Here is a 26,971-nt window from a genome sequence, read left to right on the forward strand (position 1 = left end):
CCGCGCCGATTCGGATGATTCGGCCGATCTGACCGATGCGAAGAGGGCTGGGCGCAACCATACGGTTGCGCCCAGCCCTCTTCGTCATGCGCCGCTGGCGGCATATCCGCCCCTGCTGCATGCCCTACCGGTTGCGGGCCTATGGGTGGTTGCGATGCTTATCGGCGTCCAGTGCTTATCGGTGGCGGTATTTGGCGTGTCCGCCGCCGGTCGTCTCTCCGGGTTGGCCCTCGGCATGACGGCGGACGTCTCGCGGCCTCGGCGTCTACGATGGCCGGTAGTGCACGCCAATGGTCAGGAGGACAGCAGATGACGGACAGGACAAGCGAGGAAATCGAAGTCAGGCGCGACGGGCTCACGCTGCGCGGACTCGTCGAACGGCCGCAGGATTCGCCGCACGGACCGGCCGTCGTCTTCATGCACGGCTTCATGCGCGACATGGGAGCCAAAGAGGGCGACGTCTACCAGCAGATCGCCGACGGGCTCGTCGGGCAGGGCTTCACCGTCGTGCGCTTCGACTTCAACGGGCGCGGACGCAGCGACGGCGCCTTCGAGGACTCCGACGTGTTCAACCAGATCGAGGACGCGATCGCCGTGCTCGATGATGTGCGCGCGCGCATCCGGCCGGCCGGGATCTCGCTGATGGGCCATTCGCAGGGCGCCGTCGTCGCCGGCATGACCGCGGGCATGTACTCCGACGTGATCAACAACCTCGTCATGCTCGCGCCGGCCGCGGCGATCAAGGACGACGCGCTGCGCGGCACGCTGCTCGGCGTGCCCTTCGACGCGAACCACATCCCCGACGAGATCACACTCAGGAACGGCAAGGACGTCGCCGGCAAGTACGTGCGCATCGCGCAGACCTTGCCGATCTACGAGACGACGGCGATGTTCAGGGGGCCCGCGCTCGTCATCCAAGGCGAGGACGACGCCGTCGTCGGCGACGGGGCGGCCCGTCGGTACGGCGCGGCGATGCCCAATTGCGCGGTGAGCCTGTACACGCATCTCGGCCATCCCCTCACCGGGGCCGACCGCGACGCCGCCGTCGCCGAGGCCGTGCAGTTCCTCGCATCGCACAAGCGCATCGTCTGAGCCGGCGTCCATGCCGTCGCGCAAGTCCATGCCATGCGCATGCGCGACGGGGATGTGGGCACGGCCGTGTCGCGCGCACAAAGCATATGGAACGGAACGTACAGCACGCCTGTGAGGGGACTCGATGAGACGGTGCATGAATCCACTTGCGGGGAGCGTGCGGGGCGCCGATGTTCCGCCTGCGCGGCCATGTTTGCTCATCCGGCAGAGCGGATAATGATACATCGTCCCACAATATGACCGGATGATATTCGGAATCGGCGAACGGGCGTCGTCGCGTTTGCCAGATGAAACATACAAACCCTAGACTGTGCGCCTATGACAGCAACTACAGTGACACAACAGGACGCGCAGGGCGACGACCGTTACCTCGTCGAGCTCGAGCACGTGGAGAAGCACTTCGGCAATCTGCATGTGCTGCGCGACATCAATCTCAAGGTCAAGAAGGGCGAGGTGCTCGTCATCGTCGGGCCTTCCGGTTCCGGAAAATCGACGATGTGCCGCACGATCAACCGTCTCGAGACGATCGATTCGGGCGTGATCCGCATCGATGGGCAGCCGCTGCCGAAGGAGGGCCGCGGGCTCGCGCAGCTGCGCGCCGAGGTAGGCATGGTCTTCCAGTCCTTCAACCTCTTCGCGAACAAGACGATCCTCGACAACGTGACGCTCGCGCCGATCAAGGTCCGCCACATGGACAAGACGCAGGCCGAACGCGAGGCGATGGACCTGCTCGCGCGCGTCGGCGTCGACTCCCAGGCGAACAAGATGCCGTCGCAGCTTTCCGGCGGCCAGCAGCAGCGCGTCGCGATCGCCCGCGCGCTCGCGATGCACCCGAAGGTCATGCTCTTCGACGAGCCGACCTCGGCGCTCGATCCGGAAATGGTCAACGAAGTGCTCGACGTCATGGTCGAACTCGCCCATGAAGGCATGACGATGCTGTGCGTCACCCATGAGATGGGCTTCGCGCGCAAGGCCGCCGACCGCATCATCTTCATGGCCGACGGGCAGATCCTCGAACGCGGCACGCCGGACGAGTTCTTCGAGCATCCGCAGACGGAGCGCGCGAAGGACTTCCTGTCGAAGATCCTCACCCACTGACGGCGCGTGCCGGCGCCGTCCCGCGACGGCCGACGGCTCCCGCGGGAGGAACGGGATCCGGACACGCAACGAAAGCAAGCAAAGAAGGAACAATGACCCAACGAACAAGCATGCGCACGCTGCTGCGCAAAGGGCTCGCCGCGCTGTGCGCGCTCGCGTGCGCCGCGGGGGTGGCGGCGTGCGGCTCGAGCGGCGACGAAGACGGCGACGTCATCAAGGTCGGCATCAAATTCGACCAGCCGGGACTCGGCTTCAAGAAGTCCGGGACCTATGAGGGGTTCGACGTGGACGTGGCCCGTTACATCGCGAACCAGCTCGGCTACACCGATTCGCAGATCGTGTTCAAGGAGGCGCCGAGCAAGCAACGTGAGGCGATGCTGCAGAACGGCGACGTCGACATGATCCTCGCATCGTATTCGATCACCGACGAACGCAAGAAGGCGGTCGATTTCGCCGGCCCGTACTTCGTGGCCGGCCAGGATCTCATGGTCCGCGCGAACGACGACTCGATCAAGGGGCCGCAGGATCTCAACGGCAAGCGCCTGTGCTCGGTCACCGGATCGACGTCGGCGAAGGTCGTCAAGGAGAAGTTCGCGAAGGAGGTGCAGCTCATGGAGCAGCCGGGATACGCGGAATGCGCGACGGCGCTGCTCTCCGGCATCGTCGACGCCGTGACGACCGACGACATCATCCTCGCCGGCCTCGCATCGGCTTCGCGCGGCAAGCTCAAGGTCGTCGGCAAGCCGTTCACCGAGGAATACTACGGCGTCGGCATCAAGAAGGACGCCGATTCCAAGGAGTTCGCGACGAAGATCAACGCGGCCATCGAGGAGATGGAGAAGACCGGCGAATGGGAACGCGCGATCGAGAACGCGACCGAGGGCACCGGTTACAGGCCGAACCCGAAGTACAATCCGCCCAAACCGGACGAGGGGGAGTGACATGGAAGGATTCATCTCGCTGTTCCAGCAGTACAACGTGCCGGCCGCATTCCTTGTCAACCTCGAACTGACGTTCTGGTCGGCGCTGTTCTCGGCGATCCTCGGCATCATCCTCGTGCTCATGCGCATCTCGCCGATCGCGTCGATGCGGCATGTCGCGGGCGGCTACGTCGAGTTCTTCAAGAACATGCCGCTGACGATCATCATGGTCTTCATGGTGCTCGGCGCGTTCGCGCAGCTCAAGCTGAGCTTCTCGGACAACTTCGAGACGAACTTCTTCTGGCTCGCGGTCGTCGGCCTGTCGCTGTATACGGCGGCCTTCGTCTGCGAGTCGCTGCGAAGCGGCATCAACACGGTGCCTCTCGGGCAGGCCGAGGCGGCCCGCGCGATGGGCCTCAACTTCATGCAGTCGGCGACGCTCGTCATCATGCCGCAGGCGCTGCGCGGCTCCGTCGCGCCGCTTGGCAACACGCTCATCGCGCTGCTCAAGAACTCGACGGTCGCCGCGGCCGCCTCGGTCGCCACCGAGACCTCGTCGCTGATGAGCGAGATGATCGAGTTCCGTCCGGACGTCATCATCCAGATCTTCCTGATCTTCGCGTTCGGCTACGTCATCCTGATCATCCCGATCGGTCTGCTGACGACGTTCCTGTCCAACAAGCTCGCGGTTCGGAGGTGAGTCATGGCCGCAAACGAAAGCGCGTTGCTCTTCGACCAGCCCGGTCCGAGGATGCTCCGCAGGATCAAGATCATCAACTGGGTCGCCGCGATCGTGTTCGTCGCGATCGCCGTCCTCATCATCATGCGTCTGCACAACCCGCCGGACGGCGAGAACCAGCTCAGCTGGGAGCTGTGGAAGCCGGCGCTCGACGGCGAGGCATGGGCCGACTTCTATCTGCCGGGCCTGTGGGCGACGCTGCGCGCGACGTTCCTCGCAGTGATCGGCGCCGTCGTCTTCGGCCTGCTGTTCGGCGTGGGCCGACTCATCCCGAACGCCGTCGTGCGCGGCGTGTGCGGCGTCATCATCGAGTTCTGCCGCGCCGTGCCGGTGCTCATCATGATGATCTTCTTCTGGCGTTGGTTCGCGTTCATGGACCTGCCGAGCCCCGCGTACTGGGCGGTCGTCATCTCGCTCGTGCTGTACAACGGCTCGGTCGTCGCCGAACTTGTGCGCTCCGGCGTCGGCAACCTGCCCAACGGGCAGCATGAGGCGGCCGTCGCGCTCGGCCTGACGCGCACGCAGTCGTTGCTGAACGTCGAGGTGCCGCAGGCGATCTACGCGATGATGCCGGCGGCGGTCACGCAGCTCGTCGTCGTGCTCAAGGACACGGCGCTCGGCTCGATCATCATGTACACCGATCTGCTGCAGGAGTCGCGCCGACTGGGCTCGATGTACTTCAACATCCTGCAGACGCTCGTCGTCGCCGGCGTCGTCTACTTCATCCTCTGCTGGCTGCTGTCGAGGCTCGCCGAATGGCTGCCTGTGCGCATGCAGCAGCGCACGATGGCGCCTGCCGCGGCCGAGCCGGTCGCGCCGATCGCGATCCTCGACCCGTCGAACGTCAACCAGATCGCCGTCGCACGCGAGGAGCGCCCGCTGGGCGGTTCGCAGCGCCTCTACCATGTGCATCACCGCGGTTCGAACGCGTCGATCCACAACTGGAGGCGCACGCGCTACACACAGGGCTACGACGAGACGCAGCCGCAAAGCCAGGTCGCCAAGAACGGCCATCAGCATCACCACAGGGGGCACGCCGGCCGTACGAAGCCGGACCCCGGAAAGCAGTGAGGCGGTCACGGTCGTAAGGCGGCCGCGGTCGGAACGGGAATCAGCCACTCCGCTCCGGCCGCGGCCGCTTTCGTCTTTACGGGTGGTGCATCGTTACGGGTGGCGCTGCCAGCAGCCCTCGGGGAAAGGCGCTGCCCGTAATCCTCAAGGGAGGGGGAGGCGGCGGGGCATATGGGGCGATGGGGTCCGGGCGGCGGATCGGGCGTTAGACTGGGGACATGGCGAAGGACAAGCAGTTGAAGAACATCAGGAAGACGATGAAGCGGATCGCCTCGCAGGCCCAGGACGTCAAGGACGCGGACACGATTACCGAGCGCCTCGCGCGTGCGGCGAAATCCAGCGACATGCTCAGCTCGGTGTGGACGCTGCCGCCGGCGCAGCGGCTGCGTTTCTCGGCGAACACCGAGCTCACCGGCATCGACGCCGGCTCGACGCCCGGATTCGATGGCGACCAGGAGGACGGCGAGCGGTTCATCGCGTTGAGCGCCACCGAGATCGCGCGCTACCAACGGCTCATGTACGCCAATGGCATACGTGGGGACCATCACCGGCTGCTCATCGTGCTGCAGGGCATGGACGCCTCCGGCAAGGGAGGCATCGTCCGGCACGTGTTCAGCCAGGTCGACCCGATGGGCATCCACTACCATGGCTTCGGCGCGCCCACGCCGCAGGAGCGCCGTCACGACTACCTGTGGCGCATCCGCAAGGAGCTGCCGGCGAACGGCTGGATCTCGATCTTCGACCGTTCGCAGTACGAGGACATCGTCATGCCGCGCATCCAGGGGACCGTGCCGGAGGAGGTGTGGAGGGAACGCTACGACGAGATCAATGCCTTCGAGCGCGACCTCGTCGCCGGAGGCTGCGCGATCATCAAGATATTCCTCATCTCCAGCAAGGAGGCCCAGCGCAAGCATTTCCTCGACCGCCTCGACGACCCGCGCAAATACTGGAAGTTCGACCCGAGCGACCTTGATGCGCGAGACCGTTGGGACGAATACATGATCGCGTGGCAGGACGTGTTCGAGCGCACGAGCACCTCCTATGCGCCGTGGTATCTTGTGCCGGCCGACAAGCGTTGGTATTCGCGCATCGTCGTCTCCGAGCTGCTGCGCACGACGATGAAGAACTTCAACATGACGTGGCCGCCGCTCGACGTGGACCGCGACGAGGCCATCCGAAGGCTCGCCGCCGATTCGTGATCGCGGCCGGCGAACGCCGTCGTCGGCCGTATCCTGCGGCTCAGTCGGATTCGGTCATGTTCCTGACGCTGTAGTCGCGGAAGACGACCTCGCCCTGCTCCTGCGTGGCGTCCAGGTCGACGACGCCGGTGATCGCCCAGTCGTGGTCGCCGTCGGAGTCGTCGAGGATCTGCCGCACCGTCCACGTATGGCCGCGTTTCTCGTCGCGGTCGTCGATGATGAAGAACTCGCCGCTGCGCGCCTTCATGTCGGTGCCGACGTATTCATGCTCGTCGTAGAACGCGTCGAGCGCGTCCTCCCATTCGTGCACGCCGTAATGCCAGTCCTTGTCGAGCGCGCCGAGTGCCTCGGGGTCGTCGAGGTCGATGAGCTGGACGCGGCGGAACAGCGCGTTGCGCACGAGCACGGTGAGTCCACGGCGGTCCTCGACGACGGCGTCCGCCGTGGCGGGCGCGGCGAGCGTCGCCGCCTCGCCGGCGTCGAGACGGCCGGCGTTCTCCCATTCGTCCACCAGACTCGAATCGATCGAACGGACGACGACACGCAGCCATGCGATGATGTCGTCGAGCCGCTCGTCGCGTTTCTCGGGGGGCACCGTGCGGGACAGCACGCGGTAGGCGTCGGACAGGTAGCGCAGCAGCGTGCCCTCGGAGCGCGCGATGTTGTACCGGGCGATGTATCCGGTGAAATCGGACGCCGTCTCGACCATGTCGCGCACGACCGACTTCGGGCTCAGCCAGTAGTCGTTCGCCCAGGGCACGTCATGGCGGTATTTGGCGAAGGCGGCGTCGAGCAGCTCGGCGAGCGGCTTCGGATAGGTGATCTCCTGGATGCGCTCCATGCGTTCGTCGTAGCCGACGCCGTCCGCCTTCATGTCCGCCATCGCCGCGTCGCGCGCCTGGCGCTTCTGGGCGCGCAGCACCTGCTTGGGGTCCTCGAGCGTCGCCTCGACCATCGAGATCACGTCGAGCGCGTAGGTCTCGCTGTCCGGATCGAGCAGCTCGAGCGCGGCGAGCAGGAACGGGCTCAGCGGCTGGTCGAGCGCGAAGTCGCGCGGGACGTCCACCGTCAGGTAGTAGTCCCTGCCGCCGTCGGGACGGTCCTCGGTCTCGATGACGTCGGTGTCGAACAGCGTAGTGAAGATCTCGTCGGCGCGTGTGTGCAGCTGGTCCTTCTGCTCGGGGGTCTGCTGCGAATCGTCGATGAGCGCGTCGATGCGCCTGCGCGCGTCGCCGCCCTGCTCGACCTCGTTGAGCACCATCGCATGCGTGATCCTCATCTGGGGGACGAGGGTCTCCGGCGCGGCGTCGATCAGCTTGTCGAAGGTCTGCCCGTTCCAGGTCACGAACCCTTCCGGCGCCTTCTTGCGCTTGATCTTGCGCAGCTTCTTCGGGTCGTCGCCCGCCTTCGCGACGGCCTTCGCGTTCTCGATCTCGTATTCGGGCGCCTCGGCGATGACGAGTCCCTCGGTGTCGAAGCCGCTGCGGCCGGCGCGGCCGGCGATCTGATGGAATTCGCGGGCGCGCAGGCGGCGCATGCGCGAGCCGTCGAACTTCGTGAGCTGGGTGAGCACGACGGAGTGGATCGGCACGTTGATGCCGACGCCGAGCGTGTCGGTGCCGCAGATCACCGGCAGCAGCCCCTTCTGCGCGAGCTGCTCGACGAGGCGTCGGTAGCGCGGGAGCATGCCGGCGTGGTGGATGCCGACGCCGTTGGCCAGCAGGCGCTTGAGGATCTTGCCGAAGGCCGTCGTGAACTTCGTGCCGGCGACGGCCTCGGCGATCGCCTTGCGTTGCTCCTTGCTGGAGACGCCGGCGCTTGCGAGCGACTGCGCGGTGTCGAGGGCGGCGTCCTGCGAGAAGTGCACGACGTAGATCGGCGTCTCATGCTTCGCGATGGCCAGTTCGACGGTCTTCTCGAGCGGGTCGAGCGTGTACTCGTAGGAGAGGGGGACCGGGCGCGGCGCATCGGCGATGACGTCGACGTCGGCGTCGGTCATCTCCTCGAGCTTGTCCGCGATCGCGTCCACGTTGCCGAGCGTGGCGCTCATCAGCAGGAACTGCGTCTGCGGCAGCGTGAGCAGCGGCACCTGCCATGCCCAGCCGCGCTCGGGGTCGCCGTAGAAGTGGAACTCGTCCATCGCGACGCAGCCGATGTCCGCGTGCACGCCCTCGCGCAACGCCTGGTTCGCGAGGATCTCCGCCGTGCAGCAGATGATCGGCGCTTCGGCGTTGATATGGGAGTCGCCGGTGATCATGCCGACGTTGTCGCGACCGAACACGTCGACGAGATCGAAGAACTTCTCCGAGACGAGCGCCTTGATCGGCGCCGTGTAGTAGGAGCGCCTGCCGGTGCACAGCGCGGCGAAGTGCATGCCGAGCGCCACGAGGGACTTGCCCGAGCCGGTGGGCGTGTTGAGGATGACATGGTCGCCGGCGAGCAGGCCCATGATCGCCTCCTCCTGATGCGGCCAGGGTTCGACGCCCTTCACGTCGTTGACCCAGGTGAAGAAGCGTTCGTAGATCTCGTCGTCGCTCAGGGGTTCCATATGCGATCCCCAGTTCGGCGCGAGCTCGCCGAGGGAACCGTACTTCGTTGCATCCGTCATACCGTCCAGTCTAATGGGGGGAGGGGCGGGACGCCCGGGCGGCGTGTCGAACAAATGTTCGAATCGAAAGGCGTTAGACTGGAGTCCATGACGGAAGACCTGTTCTCGGCCACGGACGCCGATGATGAACTCGTGCGGCCGCTGGCCGTGCGGATGCGCCCGACGACGCTCGACGACGTCGTCGGACAGCGGCGCGTGCTCGCGAACGGCTCGCCGCTGCGCAGGCTCGCCGACCCCGCGTCACGCGGTTCGCTCACGGCGCCGAGCTCCATCATCCTGTACGGACCGCCCGGCGTGGGCAAGACGACGCTCGCGTACATCGTCGCGCGGCAGTCGGGACGCGTCTTCGAGGAGCTGTCCGCGGTCACGTCCGGCGTCAAGGACGTGCGCGCCGTGCTCTCGCGGGCCCATGAGCGGCTCGTGACCGAGGGGCGCGAGACGGTGCTGTTCATCGACGAGGTGCACCGCTTCTCCAAATCGCAGCAGGACGCGCTGCTGCCGAGCGTCGAGAACCGCGACGTCACCTTCATCGCGGCCACGACCGAGAACCCGAGTTTCTCGGTGATCAAGCCGCTGCTGAGCCGATCGGTCGTCGTCAAGCTCGAACCGCTCGAAGCGGACGAGCTGAGGACCGTCGTCTCGCGCGCCGTCGACGATCCGCGCGGCCTCGACGGGAAGGTCGTGCTCGAGACGGCGGCCCTCGACGACATCATCCGCATGGCCGGCGGCGACGCGAGGAAGTCGCTGACGATCCTCGAGGCCGCCGCGGGCGCGCTCGACGGGTCGCGGGTCGCGGCGCAGGACGGTCCGCAGGCGCCGAAGCCGGCCATCACGCCGCAGGTGGTCGCGCAGGTCATGGACGCCGCCACCGTGCGCTATGACAAGGACGGCGACGACCACTACGACGTCATCTCCGCGTTCATCAAATCGATGCGCGGCTCGGATCCGGACGCCACGTTGCACTATCTGGCGCGGATGATTCGTGCGGGGGAGGACCCGCGGTTCATCGCCCGGCGCATCATGATCGCCGCCGCCGAGGAGGTGGGCATGGCCGCCCCGCAGATCCTGCAGGTCACCGTCGCCGCGGCGCAGGCGGTGGCGATGGTCGGCATGCCCGAGGCGCGGATCATCCTGTCGGAGGCCGCGCTCGCCGTGGCGACGGCGCCGAAGTCCAATGCGAGCTACCGGGCGATCAACGACGCGCTCGCGGACGTGGACGCCGGCCGTATCGGGCAGGTGCCGCTGCATCTGCGCAACGCGCCTACGAAGCTGATGGAAAGCTGGGGCAACCACCGCGGCTACCAGTACGCGCATGATGCTCCCGGCGCCGTCGCCGCCCAGCGGTACATGCCCGACGAGCTGGTGGGACGCGAGTACTATCATCCCAATGACAGAGGCTACGAGCGCGAGCTCGGGCCACGTCTCGAGGCCATCCGTTCGATTCTGCGCCGGGCGCCCGCACCGGGCGCGTCGCAGACGCATGACGGCGCGGCCGACCAGTGAATAGCCGATATGCGTTCCGGCCTTCGCCGTCGCGAAGCGCCGGACAGGAAGGAGCATGCCCGTTTTGAGCGTGAAACAGACGAGATCCGGTGATGCCGGCGAGCACGGAACGGAACACGTCGCCGACATGGCCGTGGCGGCCGATGAACGCATCCCGCGCAGGCTCATCGGCTCGATCGTGGCGGTGGGGTCGCTCGCCTTCATCGGCATTCTCACCGAGACGGTCATGACGGTGCTGTTCCCGCAGCTTATGGAGGAGTTCGGCGTCGACATGGCGACCGTGCAGTGGATCACGACGATCTACCTGCTGTCGGTTGGCGTCACGATGCCGCTGTCCTCGTACCTCAACCGCCGGTTCGCGATGAAGTCGACCTTCGTGGCCGCCGTCGTGCTCGCCGTCGTCGGCTCGGCGATCATGGTCTTCACGTCGGACTTCGCCGTCATCCTGCTGGCGCGCGTCATCCAGGGCGTCGGATCGGGCGTCGCGACACCGTTGATGATGAACATCATCCTTCAGCAGTCGCCGCGCTCGAAGGTCGGTAGGCTCATGGGCGTCGGCTCCCTCGTCATCACCGTCGCGCCGGCGATCGGACCGACGGTCGGCGGCGCCGTGACGAGCGTACTGCCGTGGCGCAGCATCTTCGTGTGCGTCATCCCCGTCGTGCTGCTCGTCTCGCTGCCGATCGGCCTGGTGTGCATCCGTCAGCGGCGTCCGCTCGAGGAGGTGAGGCTCAACCCGCTGCAGTTCCTGGCCATCGTGGTCGGGCTGGCCTCGCTCATACTCGCGATCAACCAGGGCGGCGTCGCCATCAGCGACGCCGTGTCCGGACGCCGCGCCGCCGCCACGGTTGTAGTGGCCGCGGTAGCGTTCGTCGCCGGCGTCGCGTCGCTCGCGTTCTTCGTATGGTCGACGCGGCGCTCGTACTCGCCGCTCATCCGTCTGGGGTGGATGCGCGACCGCGTCGTCATGTTCCACCTCGCCGCCTATCTGCTCATGCCGATGGTCGGCATCGGGTTCGGCTACGTCATCACGAACCTCGCGCAGCTCTCGCTCGGCACGACGCCTCTCGTCGCCGGCCTGCTCGTGCTGCCGGGCGCGCTCATCGGCGCGTTCTTCGCGCCGGTCGGCGGCATGTTCTACGACCGTTACGATGCGCCGCGGCCGATCCTTTCCGCGTTCGCGGCGTGCGTCGTGGCGCTTGCGCTCATGCTCGCGTGCTCGATGCACATGACGCCGGCGCTGCTCGCCGGATTGTATTTCGTCTTCGGCGTGGGATACGCGCTCGGCTATTCGAACATCCTGACCTCGGCGCTGCGCGGCGTCGCGCCCGAATTCTCCCCCGACGGCAACGCCGTGTTCAACACGTCGCTGCAGTTCGGCGGCGCCGCCGGGACGACGCTGTTCTCGACCGTGTTCGCGATCGCGCAGGCGGGTGCGGGCGGCCAGGGCACCGCGCGGTTCGCGCATGCGACCGCTATCGGCGGCGCGTGGACCTTCGCGATCATGCTGCTCATCGTCATGGCGTCGTGGTGCCTGTTGTTCGCCGCCTTCCGGCTGCGGGCGAGGCGCGTCGTCCGCTGATCGCGCCCGCAAGGCGCCGACCCGGACGGTTGGGGCGTTCTCCGACGTTCCGCGGGATGTACGAAGCGGACGGGGGTGCGGTTCGCATACGTTCGATGTGAACCGCGCCCCCGTCCGCTTCGCCGGTGGTCCTGTCCGCTACTTCTTGCGCGGCACGTAGATGACCGTGTCGATGAGCTTGCGGTAGTGGTCGATGATCTGTTTGCGGCGCGTCTTGAGGCTCGCCGTGATCATGCCGTTGTCCTGCGTGAACTCGTCGGGCAGGATTTCGAACTTGCGGATCGATTCGGCGCGCGAGACGCCCTCGTTCGCCTTGTTGACGATGCGTTCGACCTCGGCGTAGACGATCGGGTTCTTCGAGAGCTCCTCGAGCGAGGCCGCCGGCGCGGCGCCCTGCGACGTGAGCCATGCGTTCGCGTCGTCGAGGTCGAGCGTGATGAGCGCGGCGATGAACGGCTTGCGGTCGCCGATGACCAGGCACTGCGCGACGACCGGCGACGTCATGACCGTCGTCTCCAGCTGGCTGGGGGAGACGTTCTTGCCGCCGGCGGTTATGATGAGGTCCTTCTTGCGGCCGGTGAGCGTGATGAAGCCCTCCTCGTCGACGTCGCCGAGGTCTCCGGTGTGCAGCCATCCGTCGGTGATCTGCTGCGCGGTGACCTCGGGCTGGTTGTGGTAGCCCATGCACACGCTTTCGCCCTTGAAGCACAGCTCGCCGTCCTCGGCGACGCCGACCGTCGTCCCGCACAGCGGCTGTCCGATCGTGCCGATGTGGTTGTTCTCCGGCAGGCTCACGCTCACCGGCCCGCAGGTCTCGGTCATACCGTATCCCTCGAGCAGCGGCATGCCGATGCCGTTGTAGAAGTGCGCCAGATCGGGGTCCATCGGCGCTCCGCCGGTGATCGCGAAGTCGGCGTTCGGTCCGAAGACGGTGCGGATCTTCCTGTAGACGACCCGATCGTAGAACGCGTGCCGCATCCTTACAGACATCGGCATCCGCTCGCCGGACTGTTCGTAGGACGACCAGTCCTGCGCCGCCCGGACGCCGCGAAGGAACATGCGCCCGGCGAAGCCGCTGCCGGCGCGCTGCGACGCGGCGTTGTACACCTTCTCGAACACGCGTGGCACGGCGAGCAGCAGCGTCGGGCCGAAGTTCTCGAAGTCCTTGATGATCGTCTTCATGTCGCCGCTCAGGCCGAGCGTGAGCGTGCCCGAGAAGGAGACGATCGTCATGAAGCGCGCGAAGACGTGTGACATCGGCAGGAACAGCAGCAGGCGGCGGTCGGGGATGTCGATCGCGCGCGGCATGTACTGCAGCGCATGCATGCATTCGGCCGCCATGTTGCGATGGCTGATCTCGATGCCCTTGGGCGTGCCGGTTGATCCGGAGGTGTAGATGATCGTCGCGAGCGTGTCGCCGTGCGCGGCGTTGCGGCGCTTCTCGAACTCCTCGTCGCCGACGTGGGCGCCGAAGGCGATGATCGCGTCGACGGCGTCGGATTCGATGATATAGGTCGCGCGCAGCGACGCGACGTCGGCGCCGATCGATTCGATCTTGTCGCGTTGGCCGTCGTCCTCGGCGAACGCTAGCACGACCGACGCGTCGTTGAAGACGGTGCGGATCTGCGCGGGGGAGTTCGTCTCGTAGACGGGGACCGTCACGCAGCCGATCGCCATGATCGCCAGATCGAGCGCGACCCACTCCCATCGGGTGTGCGCGATGATCGCGATCGATTCGCCCGGACGCGCGCCCCAGCCGATGAGGCCCTTCGCGATCTGGACGACCTTGTCGCGGAACTCGGCGGCCGAGAACGTCTGCCATGTGCCGGCGTCGTCCTTGTAGCAGACCATCGAACCGTCGGCGTCGCGCTGCGCTCGGCCCGCGAGGAAATCGAAGAGGTTGATATCCGGATCGATCGGCTTGTGCAACGGTGTCGTGTATTCCTTGACGATCGCCGTCGCGTTGGTGACTTCGTCGTCGGTGCGCCCGACGCGCTTTGTGTTGTCTTCGCTCATAGGTATACGATTACTCGATCGATGATACAAAAACACGTCCCGACATGTCCTCTTCCTACGGTTACGTAAGCGTTCACGGAGCGTTCCGGAGCGCGAACCTCGCGTGTCGTGCGCCGACGCGCGAGGTTCGCTATCAGAGAACAAACTGATATACTAAATGCAGCATTACTACTGAATGATGACTATTGATCGCCCTGTTTCTTTGGTGGCCGATAATCATTTCCTCGAAAGGCGGGGCGCAAGGGATAATGCCCTTATGCGCGTAGGCCGGTGAAGGAGGCATGCTTGGTCAGGAGACAGTGCGTATGCGGCGCGCCGCTGCACGGGCTCAACACGAAGGGCCCGCAGATGTTCGGGTTCATCCCGTCGTCGTCGCTTGCCCATTACAACTACGACTGCGAGTTCGACACCGGCGTCACGCTTCCCGGCGGCCGCGTCTTCGAACAATGCCTGACGTGCGGCGCGATGACGCTGTGCGAATACCCGACGCTCGACGGCTCGCTGCGTGGCGACGATCCGCTCATCACCTACGGCCCGGGAACCGTCTACGAGCAATGCGACATCGCGTCCGTGCCCGTGACCTACCGGTCGTTCCGCGCGCTCATGTCCTCGGGCGTGACCGGCGGCGTCATGTACTCGCAGGCGTTCCGGGCCAACCTCGCCGAGCTGTTCCGCACGGACGAACGGCACATGCCCAGCTGGAAGGTCGCCAAGGACGCGATGCTGGACGTCGCCAACAACGCGCTTGACGAGTGGTGGTACGCGTCGATCGGACGCAACTTCATCGTGCTGTACGAGGACTCCAAGGCCCTGCAGATCGTCAGCGCCTGGCACCGCATCCCGGGGACGGCGATCAAGAACTCCGACATCGTGCGCATCAACGGACTCAACGCCGACCCGCTGCGCCACGACGCGAGCGACACGATCGAGATGGCCGCCGAGCGCGAGCTCGAGATCCCCGACGAGCGCCGCGCCGCGCTGCGCATCGGCAACCATGCGCGCCTGCGCCTCATCGGATCGGGCATCATCATCGGACGCGGCATACGCGAGCTCGCGTCATGGTCGAGCCCGGAGGTGCTTGCGGAAGGCGCGCGGCTGTTCGACCGCGACGCCGTCGTCGAACTCGTGGACACGTCCTTCGGCATCCGCCACGCCGTCGTGCGCGACGCGGGGCGCGACGAACAGGTGGAGCTGCTCACACGCCACGACGTCGTCGCGAAGGTCAGCTGCACCTGCGACGCCGCGCAGTCGCATCACGTGTGCGCGCACATCGTCGCGATGGTGCTTGAGATCGCGCGGCGCTACCGTTTCCGCATCACGCTGCCGACGTCCGCGGAGTCGACGGGCGGCGCGATGACGCGGACCGACGGTGCAGCGACGGTCGACGGCGCCATGTTCGGCCACTACGCGGACGTGCTCGACGTGATGCGCGAGGACGAGGTCGACGGACCGCGCTACGACTGGCTCACCTCGTACATCGAACCCTTCGAGACGCCGTCGGCGCCGCTCTACCACGTCGAGTTCCTCACAGCGGGCCCGCTCGCGATGCACAACGTGGGATACTGCGTGTACAGCGAGGTCGTCCTGAGCTTCATCGACGTCGTCATCAACCAGGGCGACCCCGACTACGTACGCACGTTGCGCGGATACGGGCTCGATAAGGATGTGTCGATCCCGATCCTCAACGTCGACACGCTCGACGCCGAGCTCATCGACGCACTCGTCGCGATGATCGTCCACCGCGAGCGCCGCAACGAGGGATACCTCGCCGAATGCCTCGAAAACGGCGTCCTCGTGCGGCTGCTTAGGCGGCTGCGCGACATCGACGGCGTCACCGGACGGCTCGTGTGACGCGGCGTGGGCGCCGATGCCGAATGCACGGCGCAGGCGCCGCCGCCGTCGTCGCGCCCACGCCGGAAGGTGAATCACGACGTGGCGGGCCGTCCGGCGCGTAGCATGTGAGGTATGAACGAAGCAATCACGTATAGGACGCTGCGCCGCGAGGACTACCCGGCGATCACGCAGATGCTGTGCGACGCATGGCACACCGATCCGACGATGGACCACGATCTGGAGATGAAGCTCGCCGAGATCGATCTGGAGCATTGCCTGGGGCGTGCGACGGCCGCGCAGGTGGCCATCAGAGCCGGCGAGGTCGTCGGCGTCGTGCTCGGCAGGATCGACTCGCATGAGACGCGCAATGGGCTCAACAGCCACCATGTGCGCAACATGCGGCTGCTCACGTCGCTGCTCGCGTCGTCGCGCGGCCGCAAGGCGCTGCTCGACCTGAAGCGTTATGAGGACACGAACCTGAAGATGATCGCCGAGGCGAAGAAGGACGGCCACGCCTATCAGGGCGAGCTCGTGCTGCTGCTCGTCAGGCCCGACATGCGCGGCCGGGGAGTCGGCGCCCATCTGTTCGAGTGGATGACCGACCGCTTCCGCCAGGCGGGCGTCGAACGGTACTTCCTGTTCACCGACAGCGCGTGCGACTACTCGTTCTACGACAAGGCCGGGCTGACGCGGCGCGCGGAGTCGATCGTGCTCGACAACGAGCCGCACACACCGAAGGAGGACGCCGAGGTGCACGCCGAGCGTGACGCGATCGACGACCATCTGCACGCCTTCGTCTACGACAACGAGACGTCGCCGGCGAACGAGGGCGTCAACCCGCTCGGCCGCGACTGAACGGTGACGTATATGCATAAGCAGGAGGCCGAAGGCGGCTACCGGCTGCCGGAAGGCTATGAACGGTGCGCGAAACTCGCCCCCGTGCGCGACGCGCCGGACGCGTTCGGGCGCGTGCGCGCGCTCGTGGCGATTCTGCATGGTCCCGACGGCTGCCCGTGGGACGGTGCACAGACGAACGAGTCGTTGCTCAAGCCGCTGCTCGAGGAGACCTACGAATACATCGACGCCGTCGAGACCGATGATCGCGACAACATGCGCGAGGAACTCGGCGACGTGCTGCTGCAGTCGGTGTTCCAGGCGCAGGTATGCTCTGAGGACCCGGAGGATCCCTTCAGTATCGACGAGGTGTGCGACAGGCTCGTCGACAAGCTCATCACGCGCCATCCGCAGGTGTTCGCGTCCGATGACGAGACGCCGCGGGCGCTCGGCGCGGATGAGACGCTCGCGCTGTGGGAACGGATGAAACAACGCGAGAAGCGCCGGGCGTCGGTGCTCGACGGAATCTCGAAGGCGCAGGGCGCACTGCCGCGCGCCGCGAAGGTCGTCTCGAGGGTCGGCAAGTCGCAGCGGGCGGACGAGCTGGACGCCGCCTTCGATACGCCGAGCACGCTCACATATGACCACGCCGACCGGATCTTGCGGATCGTGCGCGAGGCGGCGCGTGACGGCGTCGACATCGAACGCGACCTGCGCATGCGGCTGCGCGAGGTCGAGACGGCGGTCGCGGCCATCGAGGCCGCGCGTGCGGAAGACGACGCCGATGGCGGCCTCGATGGTGCAAGGGCCGCCGGCGCGGATCGGAGAACGGAAGGAGACGACGATGCAGATCAGTAAGAAGGATTTCGACGCCGCCGTGCGCGAGGCGATCGCGGGACTGCCGCAGAAGTTCAAGGACGCGCTGCAGAATATCGCGATCACGACCGCCGACGAGCCTACGAAGGAACAGCTCGAATCGGTCGACGCCGAACACGGCGAGCTGCTCGGCCTCTATCAGGGCACGCCGATCACGAAGCGCGGGTTCAGCTTCGCCGGCGAGCTGCCGGACGTCATCACGATCTTCCGCGGCCCGCACGAGCGCGTCTGCCATACGCACAAGGAGCTCGTCACGCAGATCCAGAAGACGGTGCTGCACGAGATCGGACACTACTTCGGCTTCGACGACGCGTATCTGCATTCGCACGGCTACTGACCGGCGGGCGCGTACGTCGCGGGTCGGACGCGGCGCTGATATCCGGGAACGCCGATGGCGCCCCTCATATGAATACCTGCCCGAGGTCTCACCGTCAGCGGGCTCGGACAGCTCGACCATCACGGCATCAACCTGCTCATCTCCCGCAGCGAGGTGGCCCGCGTCGCACAGCAAAGGCATGCTCGGCAGCGGTTTCCTCGTGGGTCGTGCATTACAGGCGAGGTATGCCAAAGCGGTCAAAGAGGCCAATGATTTCGTCCGGGAACTTTCGCCACGAGAACGCGATATCATCCGCACAACTCGAATAACCACAGCCCCGCCCCACGCGCCGTCATGGCGTGAGGAGCGGGGCGTTTTCTCGTATCTGAAGTTTTCATTAAATTTTCATTACATCGGTACCGATATGTATCGGCTGTGGTTGCCTGCTTCGATAGCTTGTTATACCAGTAATCGCAATGCCTCACACGATCTGCGAGCCGAAGGGCCACAGGGCCAGCTTCGCCATCTTGAAGGATTGAATGCCGAAGGGAACGCCGATGATCGTGATGCAGTTGAGCAGGCCTGCGAAGCAGTAGCCGATCGCCATCCACACGCCGACGAGCACGACCCAGATGATGTTGAGCAGCAGCGATCCGGCGCCGCCGCCGTAGACGACATGCGTGCCGAAGGGGGTCAGCGTCAGCTTCGCCATCTTGAACGCCTGCAGCCCCAAGGGGATGCCGACGATCGTGATGCACAGCACCAGGCCGACGATGAGCCACGCGAGCGCGATCTCCAGACCGCCGAGGATGAGCCACAGGATATTGCCGATCAATCTCATACCAGCAGTATACGGACGACTGCCGCTTATCGGTAGTCGTTGCTTACGGGAGGCGGTTCTCTCGCGGATGTTCGGCGCCGCTGTATGGGCGGCGGAACGCACACCGGCGGCCGTCGCCTCTTGCGCATGGATGCCTGGTCCGGCAAGCCCTGCTTTTGCACGCAGCCATCGCTCTTACGGGAAGCGATTCTCGCGTGCGCGATCCGATCGTCCATGGACGGATGCCTCTTACGGGCAACCGGTTGTCTACGGCCGATCGGCTGCCCGTAAGGTTGCTGCCCGTAAGACGACCACCTGTAGAACGGCCGCCCATAAGGCAGATGCCGACGGGACTTTATGCGAGCCGTCGCGGAATGCTGCCATACTGGGGGCGCGCGTCATGCGCATCACATCACACGCAGGGGAACCCCGCGGCCGTCGCGCCCGGGGTTGAGAAGACCTCGGTCTGACCCTTTGAACCTGTTGGTTGATACCAGCGTAGGGAGTCGAATATGATCACAGCCGAATCCGGCAATGCATCCGCCATCACGTTGACGAATCTGCCGCCGTTCGCACGGCGGATGCGCGAAGCGGCGAATCCGGTGTGGGAGGAAGGCTACAGGCAGCCGTTCATCCGCGAGCTCGGCGCGGGCACGCTGCCGACGCGCAAGTTCGCGTTCTACCTCAAGCAGGACGAGCTCTATCTCAACGATTACGCGAAGGTGCACGCGCTCGCGCTCACGAAGACTGACGACGCGGAGATCATGAAGTTCATGGTCGACGTGCAGCGTGCGATCTTCGACGTCGAGAAATCGCTGCACGGCGACTATCTGGCGTCATACGGCATCACGCCCGAGGAGATGGCGCACGCCAGGCAGTCGGCGTTCGCGCGTGCCTATACGACGCATATGCTGTCGGTCGCGTACGGCGGCGACCTGCTCGACGTGCTCGTCGCCGTGCTGCCGTGCGCGTGGGTGTACGCCGATTACGGTCAGCGGCTTGCGGCCGAGTTCGCGGACACGCTTGACGCCAACCCGTACAAGAGCTGGATCGACACCTACAAGACCGACGAGTTCTGGCAGTCGTCGGCATGGTTGCTCGAACACATCGAACGGCTCGTCGCGCACGCCGATGAAGGCAGGCGCGAACGACTCGTCGAACTGTTCATCCACGGCGTCGAGAACGAATACATGTTCTGGGCGAGCGCGTACGACGAGCAGATGAGCTGGAAGCCGCAGTGGGAGGCGCTCGACGCGCAGTGACCTCGCGATGATCGCGCCGGTGCGCCCCATAAGAGGATGCACATCCCGTAAAGAGGGGCGCCCCCGTAAGAGGGCGGACGGCCGCCGGTGAAGGATCGGCGGCCGCCGCGGCAGGGAAGGGCCCGGAACGGCCGAGAGGGGTGCGGTCCACCTTGGTTGGTGGACCGCACCCCTCTCGGCCGTTGAACATGCGCTTCGTCCGGCGCGCGTCACTCGCGCACGAGGCGGATATGCTCCACATCGTCGCGCTTCGAGATGCGGAACAGGACGAAGCGGTTGCCGATGACCTGCACGACGTCGGCGCCGAGCGCGGCAGCGAGGCCTTCGGCGGCTTCGCGCGCGTCCATGCCGGAGCCGTCCTGGACCTGCCCCTTGATCAGCTCGCGTTTCTCGATCGTCTCGTCCGCCTGCCGGATCGCGGATTCGGTCAGGTCGTTCCTGCCGATGTACACGAGCGGCCTGAGCTGGTTCGCCATCGCGCGCAGCTGCTTCGTCTGCTTCTTCGTCAATGCCATGGGCGTCGTCTTCCTTCTGTGACGTGGTTCATCGATTCATCAAGTGCGTAACCGCGCCATCATATCCGACGCACCCGATCGGCGCCCGGTGGAAGACGGCGTCGCCATGCGGCATCAGAAGTCGAAGTCGTTCGGATCGGCGCCGTTGCGCGTGTCGGTGTCCATCGCGCTGATCCTGCGCATGTCCTCGTCGTCGAGTTCGAAATCGAACACGTGGATGTTCTGCTGGATGCGCGTATTGTGCACCGACTTCGGCAGCACGATCATGTCGCGCTGCAGATGCCAGCGGATGACGACCTGCGCCGATGACTTGCCGTATTTCTCGCCGATTTCGATGAGTCGTTCGTCCTTGAGCAGGTCGCTGCCGGTGCCGCCGAGCGGGCTCCATGCCTCGACGGCGATGCCCAGCGCATGGCAGTAGTCGACCATGTCCTGGTTCGGGAAGGTCGGGGAGGACTCGATCTGGTTCACGGCCGGCTTGACGTCGGTGTTCGCCAGCAGCTCGTCAAGGTGGTTCTTCGCGAAGTTGCTCACGCCGATGGCATGTGCGCGGCCGCCGCGGTAGATCTCCTGCATCGCGTCCCATGCGTCCTGCCAGCCTTCCGCCGGCCAATGGATGAGGTAGAGGTCGACGTAGTCGGTGCCGAGACGGTCGAGGCTCTCCTGGAACGCGTCCATCGTGCGATGCCTGCGGATGTCCTCGTTCCACAGTTTCGTCGTGATGAACACGTCCTCGCGCGGCACGCCGCTCGTGGAGATGGCTTCGCCGACCGACTTCTCGTTGCCGTAGATGCTTGCCGTGTCGATGTGACGGTAACCGCATTCGAGCGCCGCATGCACGGCGTCGACGGTGGTGCGGCCGTCGGGCGTCTGGAAGACTCCGAGACCGACCTGCGGGATGAGCACGTCGTTGTTGAGTACGACGTCATGGGCTGTGGGCTTCACGATTCCTCGATTCCTCGTTCGCTGCGACGTACCTTCGGGCCGCCTGCACGCCGCGTGATCCGGATGCGCCGGATGGCAAACGGACGGGCCGAAGGGACTTGTCCCTGTGCGTCCCATCGTAGAGGTCGGGCGCAGGATATGCGCCGCAATCAGCGATGCGAGGAACGGCGATGCCCCTCTGCATCGCCTACGGGCGGTACTTCGACCATGGCGTGTCTTCTGTGTGCCGAAGACGCGCCATGCGCTTACGCACCCATCGTTTACGGGTGGGACGCGTCGTCTACGGCTGCATGGCGGTTTGCTGTAAGCGGCTGCCCTTCACTTAAGGGAGCAGGTGCCTACTGGAAGCAGTACGCACGGATGTCGAATCGCTTATGGGCGGGGGTCCTCTGCATCGTGATGGTCGACCGTCTATGGGCGATCGCTTACGGGTGGCGATGCCGCGCAACGCGATATCCGGGAATCATGAATAGGCGGGCGCGTGGAAAAAAGATGTGCGGCTGCCCGTGATTGCCGGACGGCCGCACGTATACGACTCGCGAAGGAAGCCCGTGCACGGCTTGTTCCTTGTGGGAACCGTGGGCGATGACTCCGCTCCGTTGACGTTATCGTCTTCTGTTCGCGAACAGGTGAAGATTGTGTCATCGACTGTTCGCTTGTCGCTGAATCACATCATGCCATACAGTGACCTGCCTCATATGTTTTGTTCACATATTGAACACATGTGCCACGATGACCAGGATGATGGTGAGCGCGACGCCGCCGCAGAACAGCCAGTCTCGCGCACGCATCGTCAGCGGATGCCATTGCGTGCGCCGCACGCCTTCCTGATAGCAGCGGGCGTCCAATGCGAGCGCGAGGTTGTCGGCGTGCCGGATCGCACCGGCGAAAACAGGGATGACTATCGCGCACATCGCACGCACCCGTTTGGTCATGCCGCCTGACTCGATCGAGCCGCCGCGGGCCGCCTGCGCGTCGCGGATCGAGACGGCTTCGCGGACGAGCGTGGGGAGGAACCGCAGCGCGAGCGACAGCACCAGGCAGATCTCCTGCACGTGGATCCACCGACGCAACGGGTGCAGCAGCCGTTCGAAGGCGCTCGACATCGCCGTCGGCGTCGTCGTGAGCAGCACGACCGCCCCGAGGACGATGACGAACGCGAAGCGAATCATATAGAGGAGCGCGACATGCACGCCGCCTGTGGTGATCGCCCATCCGCCGATGTGCAGCAGCGGCGTGCCGTCGCGGACGACGGCGAGGTTGAGCAGTCCGGTCACGACGAACAGCGCCAGGAAGACGCGCACCGACGAGAGCAGCCGACGCACGCCGACGCGGCTCGCGAGCGTTATCGCGGCGGTCGTGACGAAGCCGACGGCGAGCTGCGGCCATGTCGACATCGCGAAGGCCGTGAACATGAGCGCGAGGATGCCGAGCATCTTCGCGCGTGGATCCAGAGAGGAGATCCAGGAATAGTCGGCGTCGCTCATGGAGATCGTCTCCGAAGGCATCGGACGGGACGATCGTTCGCACACGCGTGCGCTGACGGCGGTGCATGCGTGTGCGTCGCCGTCAGCGCCGCTTGCGTCGAGGGTGGGATGCGGCTGCCTGTCCGTGCCACCCGTAACCTTCTCGCATGGTTCGTCGACGCCGTCACGGGCGACGGGACGCGCCTCGTGCCCGGTGACGCTCTCCTCATCGCCGATGGCGTCGGCCGAGGCGCCGCGCGCCGCCGGATCGTCCGACGGCGGGAATTCGACGACGGCGTCCGCGAGCACATGCGCCATCGTGAGGTCGTGCGTGATCATGATGATCGTGACGCCGCGCATGTGCAGGCTGCGGATGATGTCGCAGACGCGTGCGCGTGCGTCGTCGTCAAGCGAGGCGGTGGGCTCGTCCATGACGAGCACCTTCGGGTGGCATGCGAGCACCCCGGCGATCGCGACGAGCCGCTGCTGGCCGCCCGAAAGCGTGAAGGGGTCGCGGGCCGACAGATGCTCGGCGCCCACGAGTCGCAGCGCCTCGTCGACGCGCGAGCGCACATCCTCGTCGGGAAGGCCCTGATTGTGTGGGCCGTACGCCACGTCCTGCGCGACGGTGCCCGCGAACAGCTGCCGTTCGGGGTGCTGCATGATGAAACCTAGCCGACGACGCAGGGCCGAGCGCTCCCCTCGGCTTGCGTGGACGAGTTCGACGTCGGCCACGCGGATCGAACCGGCGTCGGGTTTCAACAGCGCGCACAGCAGTTTCGCGAAGGTCGTCTTGCCCGATCCATTCCTGCCGACGACCGCGAGCGTCGATCCCGACGCCACCTGTAGCGAGAAGTCGTCGAGCACCGCGGTGGCGCAACCGGGGTAGCGGAAGGTCACATGGTCGAAGACGACCGCCGGGGCCGATGCTATGGGCTGCATGCCGTGGGCGGTCGCGGACGGCGCATCCGGTAGGGAATCGGGAAGGGGGTGCCCGGTCGTCGCCGGCGCATCCCGTAAGGAATCGACGGACGGAGTCGCCGGGGTCGGAGGTACTGCGGGTAAGCGGTCGGAGGGGACTGCGGACAGCGGGGTCGGGGATGACAAGGGGCGGGCGGCGAGCGGGGATGTCGATGCGAAAGAGGCATCGTGGCCCACCGGATGCAGGCGGCCGTGCTCCAGGCGCAGTGTGCGCGTCGCATGCGCGAGTTCGGCGGCGTCATGGGTCACGATGATGATCGCGGTGCCGCGGGCCTGGATGTCGTCGAGCGCGGCGAGCACCTCGGCGCGCGCCTCGGGGTCGAGCATCGCCGTCGGCTCGTCGAGGATGAGCAGCCGCGAGCGCATCGCGAGCATGCCGGCGATCGCGATGCGCTGCTGCTGGCCGCCCGAAAGATCCGCCGGATTCGCCTCGGCGAACGCGGTCATGCCGACGGTCGCGAGCGCGTCGCGCACACGTTCGCCGATCTGTTCGCGCGGCGTCGAGAGGTTCTCCGGGCCGAACGCGACGTCCTCGGAGACGACGGTCGTGACGATCTGGTCCTCGGGATTCTGGAAGACGATGCCGATGTCGCGGCGCGCGCGGCGATAGGCGTCGGCGCGCGCGCCGACGGCGTCGTCGAAGACGGGCTCGCCGGCGAGTTCCACGGTGCCGCCGTCGGGGGCGGCGAGGCCTGCGGCGAGCAGCGACAGCGTCGACTTGCCCGAGCCGTTCGATCCGACGAGCGCGACGCGCTCGCCCTCCCGCACGAGCAGGTCCACGCCGTCGAGCGTCCAGGTCGCGCCGCCGTCGTGGCTGAACCGCACGTCGCGCATGTCGACGACGGTGCGGGGGGTCGCCGTCACTGCTGTCCCCGGTTGAGCAGCGTGGAGATCGGCTTGTAGACCAGGAACGTGATGACGCCGTTGAGCGCGAACTTGATGAGGTTGAACGGCAGCAGCACCGGGACGATGAGCTTCGCGACGTCGGCCATCGACATATGCGCGTACATCGGTGTGATGACGAGGTTCGCGCCGAGTGCGACGACGAGCGCGAACAGCGCGCCGACGAGGATGCCGACGAGCGCCGATGCGCGGGTGCGGCGACGACGGTAGATGAGCGCGGCGGGCACGGAAAGGGCGAGCGCCACGAGCACGGACATCAGCGTGCCCCACGGATTCGTGAACAGGTGGGGCAGGAAGCCGAGGACGCTTACGATCGCGGCCGCCGATGGGCCGAACGCGAAGCCGGCGACGAGGCACACGACGCCGGAGGGGTCGTATTTGAGCCATGGCGCCGCGGGCATGAGCGGGAACTCGATGAAGCTGACGGCCATCGAGAGCGCGACGAACAGGGCGTACATCGCGATGCGGCGCGTGGACCAGCGGCCCACGTCGCCGACGCCCGTCGAATGCGCGTCGTCGGGACGGTGGTCGCGCGGCGTGCGTGCGGCGGATGCCGAAGCGATCGCTGCGGCGGGGGTGCCGGTAACGGTCGTGTCGTCGTCGGCGCGATCGTCAGTGGATGCGCCGGTGGTGGCATCGGGGGTGATGGCGGTGTTACCGTCAGTGGATGCGCTACCGGTAACGGCTGGGGAGGCGGATCGGACATCGCCGTCACCGGTCGGGTGGGCGTCGGTCGTCTGGTTGGATGCGGGCATGAGGGCATCGTTGATTATGCTCATCGCAGAGCTCCGTTTCTTTCATCCGGACTGTCACCGTTGGCTTCGGAATTCGACCGAATCCACCGCTTTCGCGGGTTGCGGGCTTCGCCGCAGACGCATCGGATGCGCGGCGCTACCGCCAGTAAGGAATTGCACCTTCCCTGAAACTACGTTCTCCATCTGTATACGCAGGTCGGGATAAACGGACGCCGATGCCTCGCCCCGGACGCATCGGAAAACGGGGAGGACGGCGAATCGTAGGGCAAACGATGGGCATGAAAACCCTTATATGACGCGCAAATGTGAGGAAACGCAGCATGGCAATCGTTATCACGAAACATTGTTCCAGAATGTGGATAGTTTGCGAAACATGAATGTTTACCGACTGAACTAATATATTATGTATGTAGAGGCCGTCATCCCGGATACATGATGCTTCCGCGGATGGGCCCGAGATGGTGGATCACTGGGTGACACCCTGGAAACGGTAAGGAAGGTTGACGATGATTGAGACCGCACAGGCGTTCGGCGTGGACATTGGAGGATCGGGCATCAAGGCCGCGCCGGTCAATCTGGAGAAGGGCGAGTTCGCGGAGCCGCGCCTGAAGATCCTCACCCCGGAGCATTCGACGCCTAAGGCGGTCGGAGACATCGTTCGGCAGCAGCTCGAACACTTCGATGTGCCCGAGGACGTCCCGGTCGGCATCGCGTTCCCGGCGCCGATCAAGCCCGGACAGAAGCTCGACTACATGGCCAACCTCGATCAGTCCTGGATCGGCGTCGACGTCACCGAGGTCTTCTCGGAGGCCTGCGGTCGTCCGGTGACCGTCGTCAACGACGCGGACGCCGCCGGCGTCGCCGAGCAGCGCTTCGGCGCGGCGGCCGGCCAGGAGGGCCTCGTCATCGCGACGACGCTCGGCACCGGCATCGGCACCGCGCTCATCTACGATGGCGTGCTCATCCCGAACACCGAACTCGGCCACATCCAGCTGCCGAAGGGCAAGGGCGACGCCGAGAAGTACGCGGCCTCTTCGGTGCGCGAGAAGCTCGACATGGGCTACAAAAAGTGGGCGAAGCGCCTGACGAAGTACTACAGCCTGATGGAGCTGTACTTCAGCCCGCAGCTGTTCGTCGTCGGAGGCGGCGTGAGCCGCGTCTCGGAGAAGTTCCTGCCGTACATCGACATCAAGACGCCGATCGTCGCCGCGAAGCTGCACAACGAGGCGGGCATCATCGGCGCCGCGTACTACGCGAGCACGAAGATGCAGAAGAACGAGGACGCCGCCTGAGCCGGCGGACATGCAAGGCGTCGTGAGCGGCGCCGAAACGTTGTGAGGGGCGGACGCCGGAGCGAACACTCCGGCGTCCGCCCCTCTATTCTCCATGCGCCGTCCCGAGAATCATGTCGTCCGCCGTTACGGGCAGTCGTTTATGGGAAGCCGTTGTTACGGGCGGCTATTGCTGCGGGCTGCTGCCGTTACGGGTGGTTGTTCTTACGGGCGGTCGTCGTTACGGGCAGCCGTTGCCGCGTGTTGAGTTGTTCTTACTGGTGGTCGCTTTTACGGGCGGCAGTCGCCACGCGGAGAACGGCGCAGGCCCCATCGAAACGGTGACTCGTACGGGAAGGCGACGGC

The 26,971-nt window shown here is 65.8% G+C and carries 21 protein-coding genes and 2 riboswitches; of the genes, 14 read left to right on the forward strand and 7 right to left on the reverse strand.

The features are described from left to right. The first annotated feature begins 309 nt into the window (after positions 1-309). From D2E22_RS04810 to D2E22_RS04835, 6 genes are all read left to right on the forward strand, one after another. Entirely contained in the window at positions 310-1,092 is a 783-nt protein-coding gene (locus D2E22_RS04810) for an alpha/beta hydrolase (RefSeq protein WP_126031979.1), read from the forward strand. A gap of 318 nt (positions 1,093-1,410) precedes the next feature. Next, positions 1,411-2,190 carry an amino acid ABC transporter ATP-binding protein gene (locus D2E22_RS04815; RefSeq protein WP_126031980.1) on the forward strand — a complete coding sequence of 260 codons (780 nt, stop codon included), beginning with the start codon at positions 1,411-1,413 and terminating at the stop codon, positions 2,188-2,190. Between the two features lie 92 nt (positions 2,191-2,282). Then, on the forward strand, positions 2,283-3,131 hold the full coding sequence (locus D2E22_RS04820) for a glutamate ABC transporter substrate-binding protein (protein ID WP_126031981.1): 849 nt from the start codon (positions 2,283-2,285) through the stop codon (positions 3,129-3,131). A gap of 1 nt (position 3,132) precedes the next feature. Beyond that, the gene (locus D2E22_RS04825; protein WP_126031982.1) at positions 3,133-3,810 is read left to right on the forward strand and encodes an amino acid ABC transporter permease; all 678 of its coding nucleotides are present in this window, start codon (positions 3,133-3,135) and stop codon (positions 3,808-3,810) included. Between the two features lie 3 nt (positions 3,811-3,813). Continuing rightward, positions 3,814-4,920, forward strand: coding sequence for an amino acid ABC transporter permease (locus tag D2E22_RS04830; protein ID WP_126031983.1), 1,107 nt, complete (start codon positions 3,814-3,816; stop codon positions 4,918-4,920). A gap of 218 nt (positions 4,921-5,138) precedes the next feature. Next, positions 5,139-6,119: a PPK2 family polyphosphate kinase gene (locus D2E22_RS04835; protein WP_126031984.1), complete on the forward strand. Its 981-nt coding sequence runs from the start codon at positions 5,139-5,141 to the stop codon at positions 6,117-6,119. A gap of 40 nt (positions 6,120-6,159) precedes the next feature. Here D2E22_RS04835 and D2E22_RS04840 read toward each other — a convergent pair whose 3' ends face one another. Further along, positions 6,160-8,727, reverse strand: coding sequence for a DEAD/DEAH box helicase (locus D2E22_RS04840; RefSeq protein ID WP_126031985.1), 2,568 nt, complete (start codon positions 8,725-8,727; stop codon positions 6,160-6,162). An 87-nt stretch (positions 8,728-8,814) separates the two neighbouring features. On the opposite strand from D2E22_RS04840, the gene D2E22_RS04845 reads away from it, so the two are divergent. Together D2E22_RS04845 and D2E22_RS04850 are read left to right on the forward strand one after the other, a co-directional pair. Beyond that, positions 8,815-10,230 carry a replication-associated recombination protein A gene (locus D2E22_RS04845; protein ID WP_126031986.1) on the forward strand — a complete coding sequence of 472 codons (1,416 nt, stop codon included), beginning with the start codon at positions 8,815-8,817 and terminating at the stop codon, positions 10,228-10,230. A gap of 127 nt (positions 10,231-10,357) precedes the next feature. Further along, positions 10,358-11,812 carry an MFS transporter gene (locus D2E22_RS04850; RefSeq protein WP_126032108.1) on the forward strand — a complete coding sequence of 485 codons (1,455 nt, stop codon included), beginning with the start codon at positions 10,358-10,360 and terminating at the stop codon, positions 11,810-11,812. Between the two features lie 138 nt (positions 11,813-11,950). Here the strand turns inward: D2E22_RS04850 and D2E22_RS04855 are convergent, their stop codons facing one another. Further along, the gene (locus tag D2E22_RS04855; protein WP_126031987.1) at positions 11,951-13,828 is read right to left on the reverse strand and encodes an AMP-dependent synthetase/ligase; all 1,878 of its coding nucleotides are present in this window, start codon (positions 13,826-13,828) and stop codon (positions 11,951-11,953) included. Between the two features lie 285 nt (positions 13,829-14,113). Here D2E22_RS04855 and D2E22_RS04860 point away from each other — a divergent pair, with 285 nt between their 5' ends. The 4 genes from D2E22_RS04860 to D2E22_RS04875 all read left to right on the forward strand — a co-directional run bounded on the left by D2E22_RS04860 (position 14,114) and on the right by D2E22_RS04875 (position 17,708). Beyond that, the gene (locus tag D2E22_RS04860; RefSeq protein WP_126031988.1) at positions 14,114-15,679 is read left to right on the forward strand and encodes a DUF6508 domain-containing protein; all 1,566 of its coding nucleotides are present in this window, start codon (positions 14,114-14,116) and stop codon (positions 15,677-15,679) included. Positions 15,680-15,793: 114 nt separating this feature from the next. Beyond that, positions 15,794-16,516 carry a GNAT family N-acetyltransferase gene (locus tag D2E22_RS04865; RefSeq protein ID WP_241218185.1) on the forward strand — a complete coding sequence of 241 codons (723 nt, stop codon included), beginning with the start codon at positions 15,794-15,796 and terminating at the stop codon, positions 16,514-16,516. A gap of 12 nt (positions 16,517-16,528) precedes the next feature. After that, positions 16,529-17,353 carry a MazG nucleotide pyrophosphohydrolase domain-containing protein gene (locus D2E22_RS04870; RefSeq protein WP_126031989.1) on the forward strand — a complete coding sequence of 275 codons (825 nt, stop codon included), beginning with the start codon at positions 16,529-16,531 and terminating at the stop codon, positions 17,351-17,353. Then, positions 17,340-17,708, forward strand: a complete 369-nt coding sequence (locus D2E22_RS04875) for a metallopeptidase family protein (protein ID WP_126031990.1) — start codon at positions 17,340-17,342, stop codon at positions 17,706-17,708. Before D2E22_RS04870 ends, D2E22_RS04875 begins: the two co-directional genes overlap by 14 nt. Positions 17,709-18,168: 460 nt before the next feature. On the opposite strand, the gene D2E22_RS04880 is transcribed toward D2E22_RS04875, so the two are convergent. Continuing rightward, positions 18,169-18,528: a YccF domain-containing protein gene (locus tag D2E22_RS04880; protein ID WP_126031991.1), complete on the reverse strand. Its 360-nt coding sequence runs from the start codon at positions 18,526-18,528 to the stop codon at positions 18,169-18,171. A gap of 389 nt (positions 18,529-18,917) precedes the next feature. Next, a riboswitch (TPP riboswitch) is annotated at positions 18,918-19,029 on the forward strand. Here D2E22_RS04880 and tenA point away from each other — a divergent pair. After that, positions 19,020-19,769 (forward strand): thiaminase II, encoded by a 750-nt coding sequence (gene tenA, locus D2E22_RS04885; RefSeq protein WP_126031992.1) that lies wholly within the window; start codon positions 19,020-19,022, stop codon positions 19,767-19,769. It overlaps the preceding riboswitch by 10 nt. Before the next feature lie 209 nt (positions 19,770-19,978). Here tenA and D2E22_RS04890 read toward each other — a convergent pair whose 3' ends face one another. From D2E22_RS04890 to D2E22_RS04910, 4 genes are all read right to left on the reverse strand, one after another. Then, positions 19,979-20,284: a YhbY family RNA-binding protein gene (locus D2E22_RS04890; RefSeq protein WP_126031993.1), complete on the reverse strand. Its 306-nt coding sequence runs from the start codon at positions 20,282-20,284 to the stop codon at positions 19,979-19,981. Between the two features lie 114 nt (positions 20,285-20,398). Continuing rightward, on the reverse strand, positions 20,399-21,229 hold the full coding sequence (locus tag D2E22_RS04895; RefSeq protein ID WP_241218186.1) for an aldo/keto reductase: 831 nt from the start codon (positions 21,227-21,229) through the stop codon (positions 20,399-20,401). A gap of 707 nt (positions 21,230-21,936) precedes the next feature. Continuing rightward, positions 21,937-24,510, reverse strand: a complete 2,574-nt coding sequence (locus D2E22_RS10765) for an energy-coupling factor transporter ATPase (protein WP_241218210.1) — start codon at positions 24,508-24,510, stop codon at positions 21,937-21,939. Positions 24,511-24,536: 26 nt separating this feature from the next. Continuing rightward, positions 24,537-25,142, reverse strand: a complete 606-nt coding sequence (locus tag D2E22_RS04910; protein ID WP_241218214.1) for an ECF transporter S component — start codon at positions 25,140-25,142, stop codon at positions 24,537-24,539. 222 nt (positions 25,143-25,364) lie between these two features. Then, positions 25,365-25,510: riboswitch (FMN riboswitch) on the reverse strand. Positions 25,511-25,840: 330 nt separating this feature from the next. Here D2E22_RS04910 and ppgK point away from each other — a divergent pair. Continuing rightward, entirely contained in the window at positions 25,841-26,626 is a 786-nt protein-coding gene (gene ppgK / locus D2E22_RS04915; protein ID WP_126031995.1) for a polyphosphate--glucose phosphotransferase, read from the forward strand. The last annotated feature ends 345 nt before the right edge of the window (positions 26,627-26,971 follow it).

This window comes from Bifidobacterium castoris (assembly GCF_003952025.1).
GTDB lineage: Bacteria > Actinomycetota > Actinomycetes > Actinomycetales > Bifidobacteriaceae > Bifidobacterium > Bifidobacterium castoris.

Excerpts from the sequence above, each read along its gene's own strand:
- D2E22_RS04835 (WP_126031984.1), top strand. The coding sequence starts at position 5,139 with ATGGCGAAGGACAAGCAGTTGAAGAACATCAGGAAGACGATGAAGCGG.
- D2E22_RS04820 (WP_126031981.1), top strand. The coding sequence starts at position 2,283 with ATGACCCAACGAACAAGCATGCGCACGCTGCTGCGCAAAGGGCTCGCC.
- D2E22_RS04810 (WP_126031979.1), top strand. The coding sequence starts at position 310 with ATGACGGACAGGACAAGCGAGGAAATCGAAGTCAGGCGCGACGGGCTC.
- D2E22_RS04880 (WP_126031991.1), bottom strand. The coding sequence starts at position 18,528 with ATGAGATTGATCGGCAATATCCTGTGGCTCATCCTCGGCGGTCTGGAG.
- ppgK (WP_126031995.1), top strand. The coding sequence starts at position 25,841 with ATGATTGAGACCGCACAGGCGTTCGGCGTGGACATTGGAGGATCGGGC.
- D2E22_RS04875 (WP_126031990.1), top strand. The coding sequence starts at position 17,340 with ATGCAGATCAGTAAGAAGGATTTCGACGCCGCCGTGCGCGAGGCGATC.
- D2E22_RS04870 (WP_126031989.1), top strand. The coding sequence starts at position 16,529 with ATGCATAAGCAGGAGGCCGAAGGCGGCTACCGGCTGCCGGAAGGCTAT.
- tenA (WP_126031992.1), top strand. The coding sequence starts at position 19,020 with ATGATCACAGCCGAATCCGGCAATGCATCCGCCATCACGTTGACGAAT.
- D2E22_RS04890 (WP_126031993.1), bottom strand. The coding sequence starts at position 20,284 with ATGGCATTGACGAAGAAGCAGACGAAGCAGCTGCGCGCGATGGCGAAC.
- D2E22_RS04865 (WP_241218185.1), top strand. The coding sequence starts at position 15,794 with ATGAACGAAGCAATCACGTATAGGACGCTGCGCCGCGAGGACTACCCG.
- D2E22_RS04850 (WP_126032108.1), top strand. The coding sequence starts at position 10,358 with ATGGCCGTGGCGGCCGATGAACGCATCCCGCGCAGGCTCATCGGCTCG.
- D2E22_RS04845 (WP_126031986.1), top strand. The coding sequence starts at position 8,815 with ATGACGGAAGACCTGTTCTCGGCCACGGACGCCGATGATGAACTCGTG.
- D2E22_RS10765 (WP_241218210.1), bottom strand. The coding sequence starts at position 24,510 with ATGCGCGACGTGCGGTTCAGCCACGACGGCGGCGCGACCTGGACGCTC.
- D2E22_RS04825 (WP_126031982.1), top strand. The coding sequence starts at position 3,133 with ATGGAAGGATTCATCTCGCTGTTCCAGCAGTACAACGTGCCGGCCGCA.
- D2E22_RS04840 (WP_126031985.1), bottom strand. The coding sequence starts at position 8,727 with ATGACGGATGCAACGAAGTACGGTTCCCTCGGCGAGCTCGCGCCGAAC.
- D2E22_RS04830 (WP_126031983.1), top strand. The coding sequence starts at position 3,814 with ATGGCCGCAAACGAAAGCGCGTTGCTCTTCGACCAGCCCGGTCCGAGG.
- D2E22_RS04855 (WP_126031987.1), bottom strand. The coding sequence starts at position 13,828 with ATGAGCGAAGACAACACAAAGCGCGTCGGGCGCACCGACGACGAAGTC.
- D2E22_RS04815 (WP_126031980.1), top strand. The coding sequence starts at position 1,411 with ATGACAGCAACTACAGTGACACAACAGGACGCGCAGGGCGACGACCGT.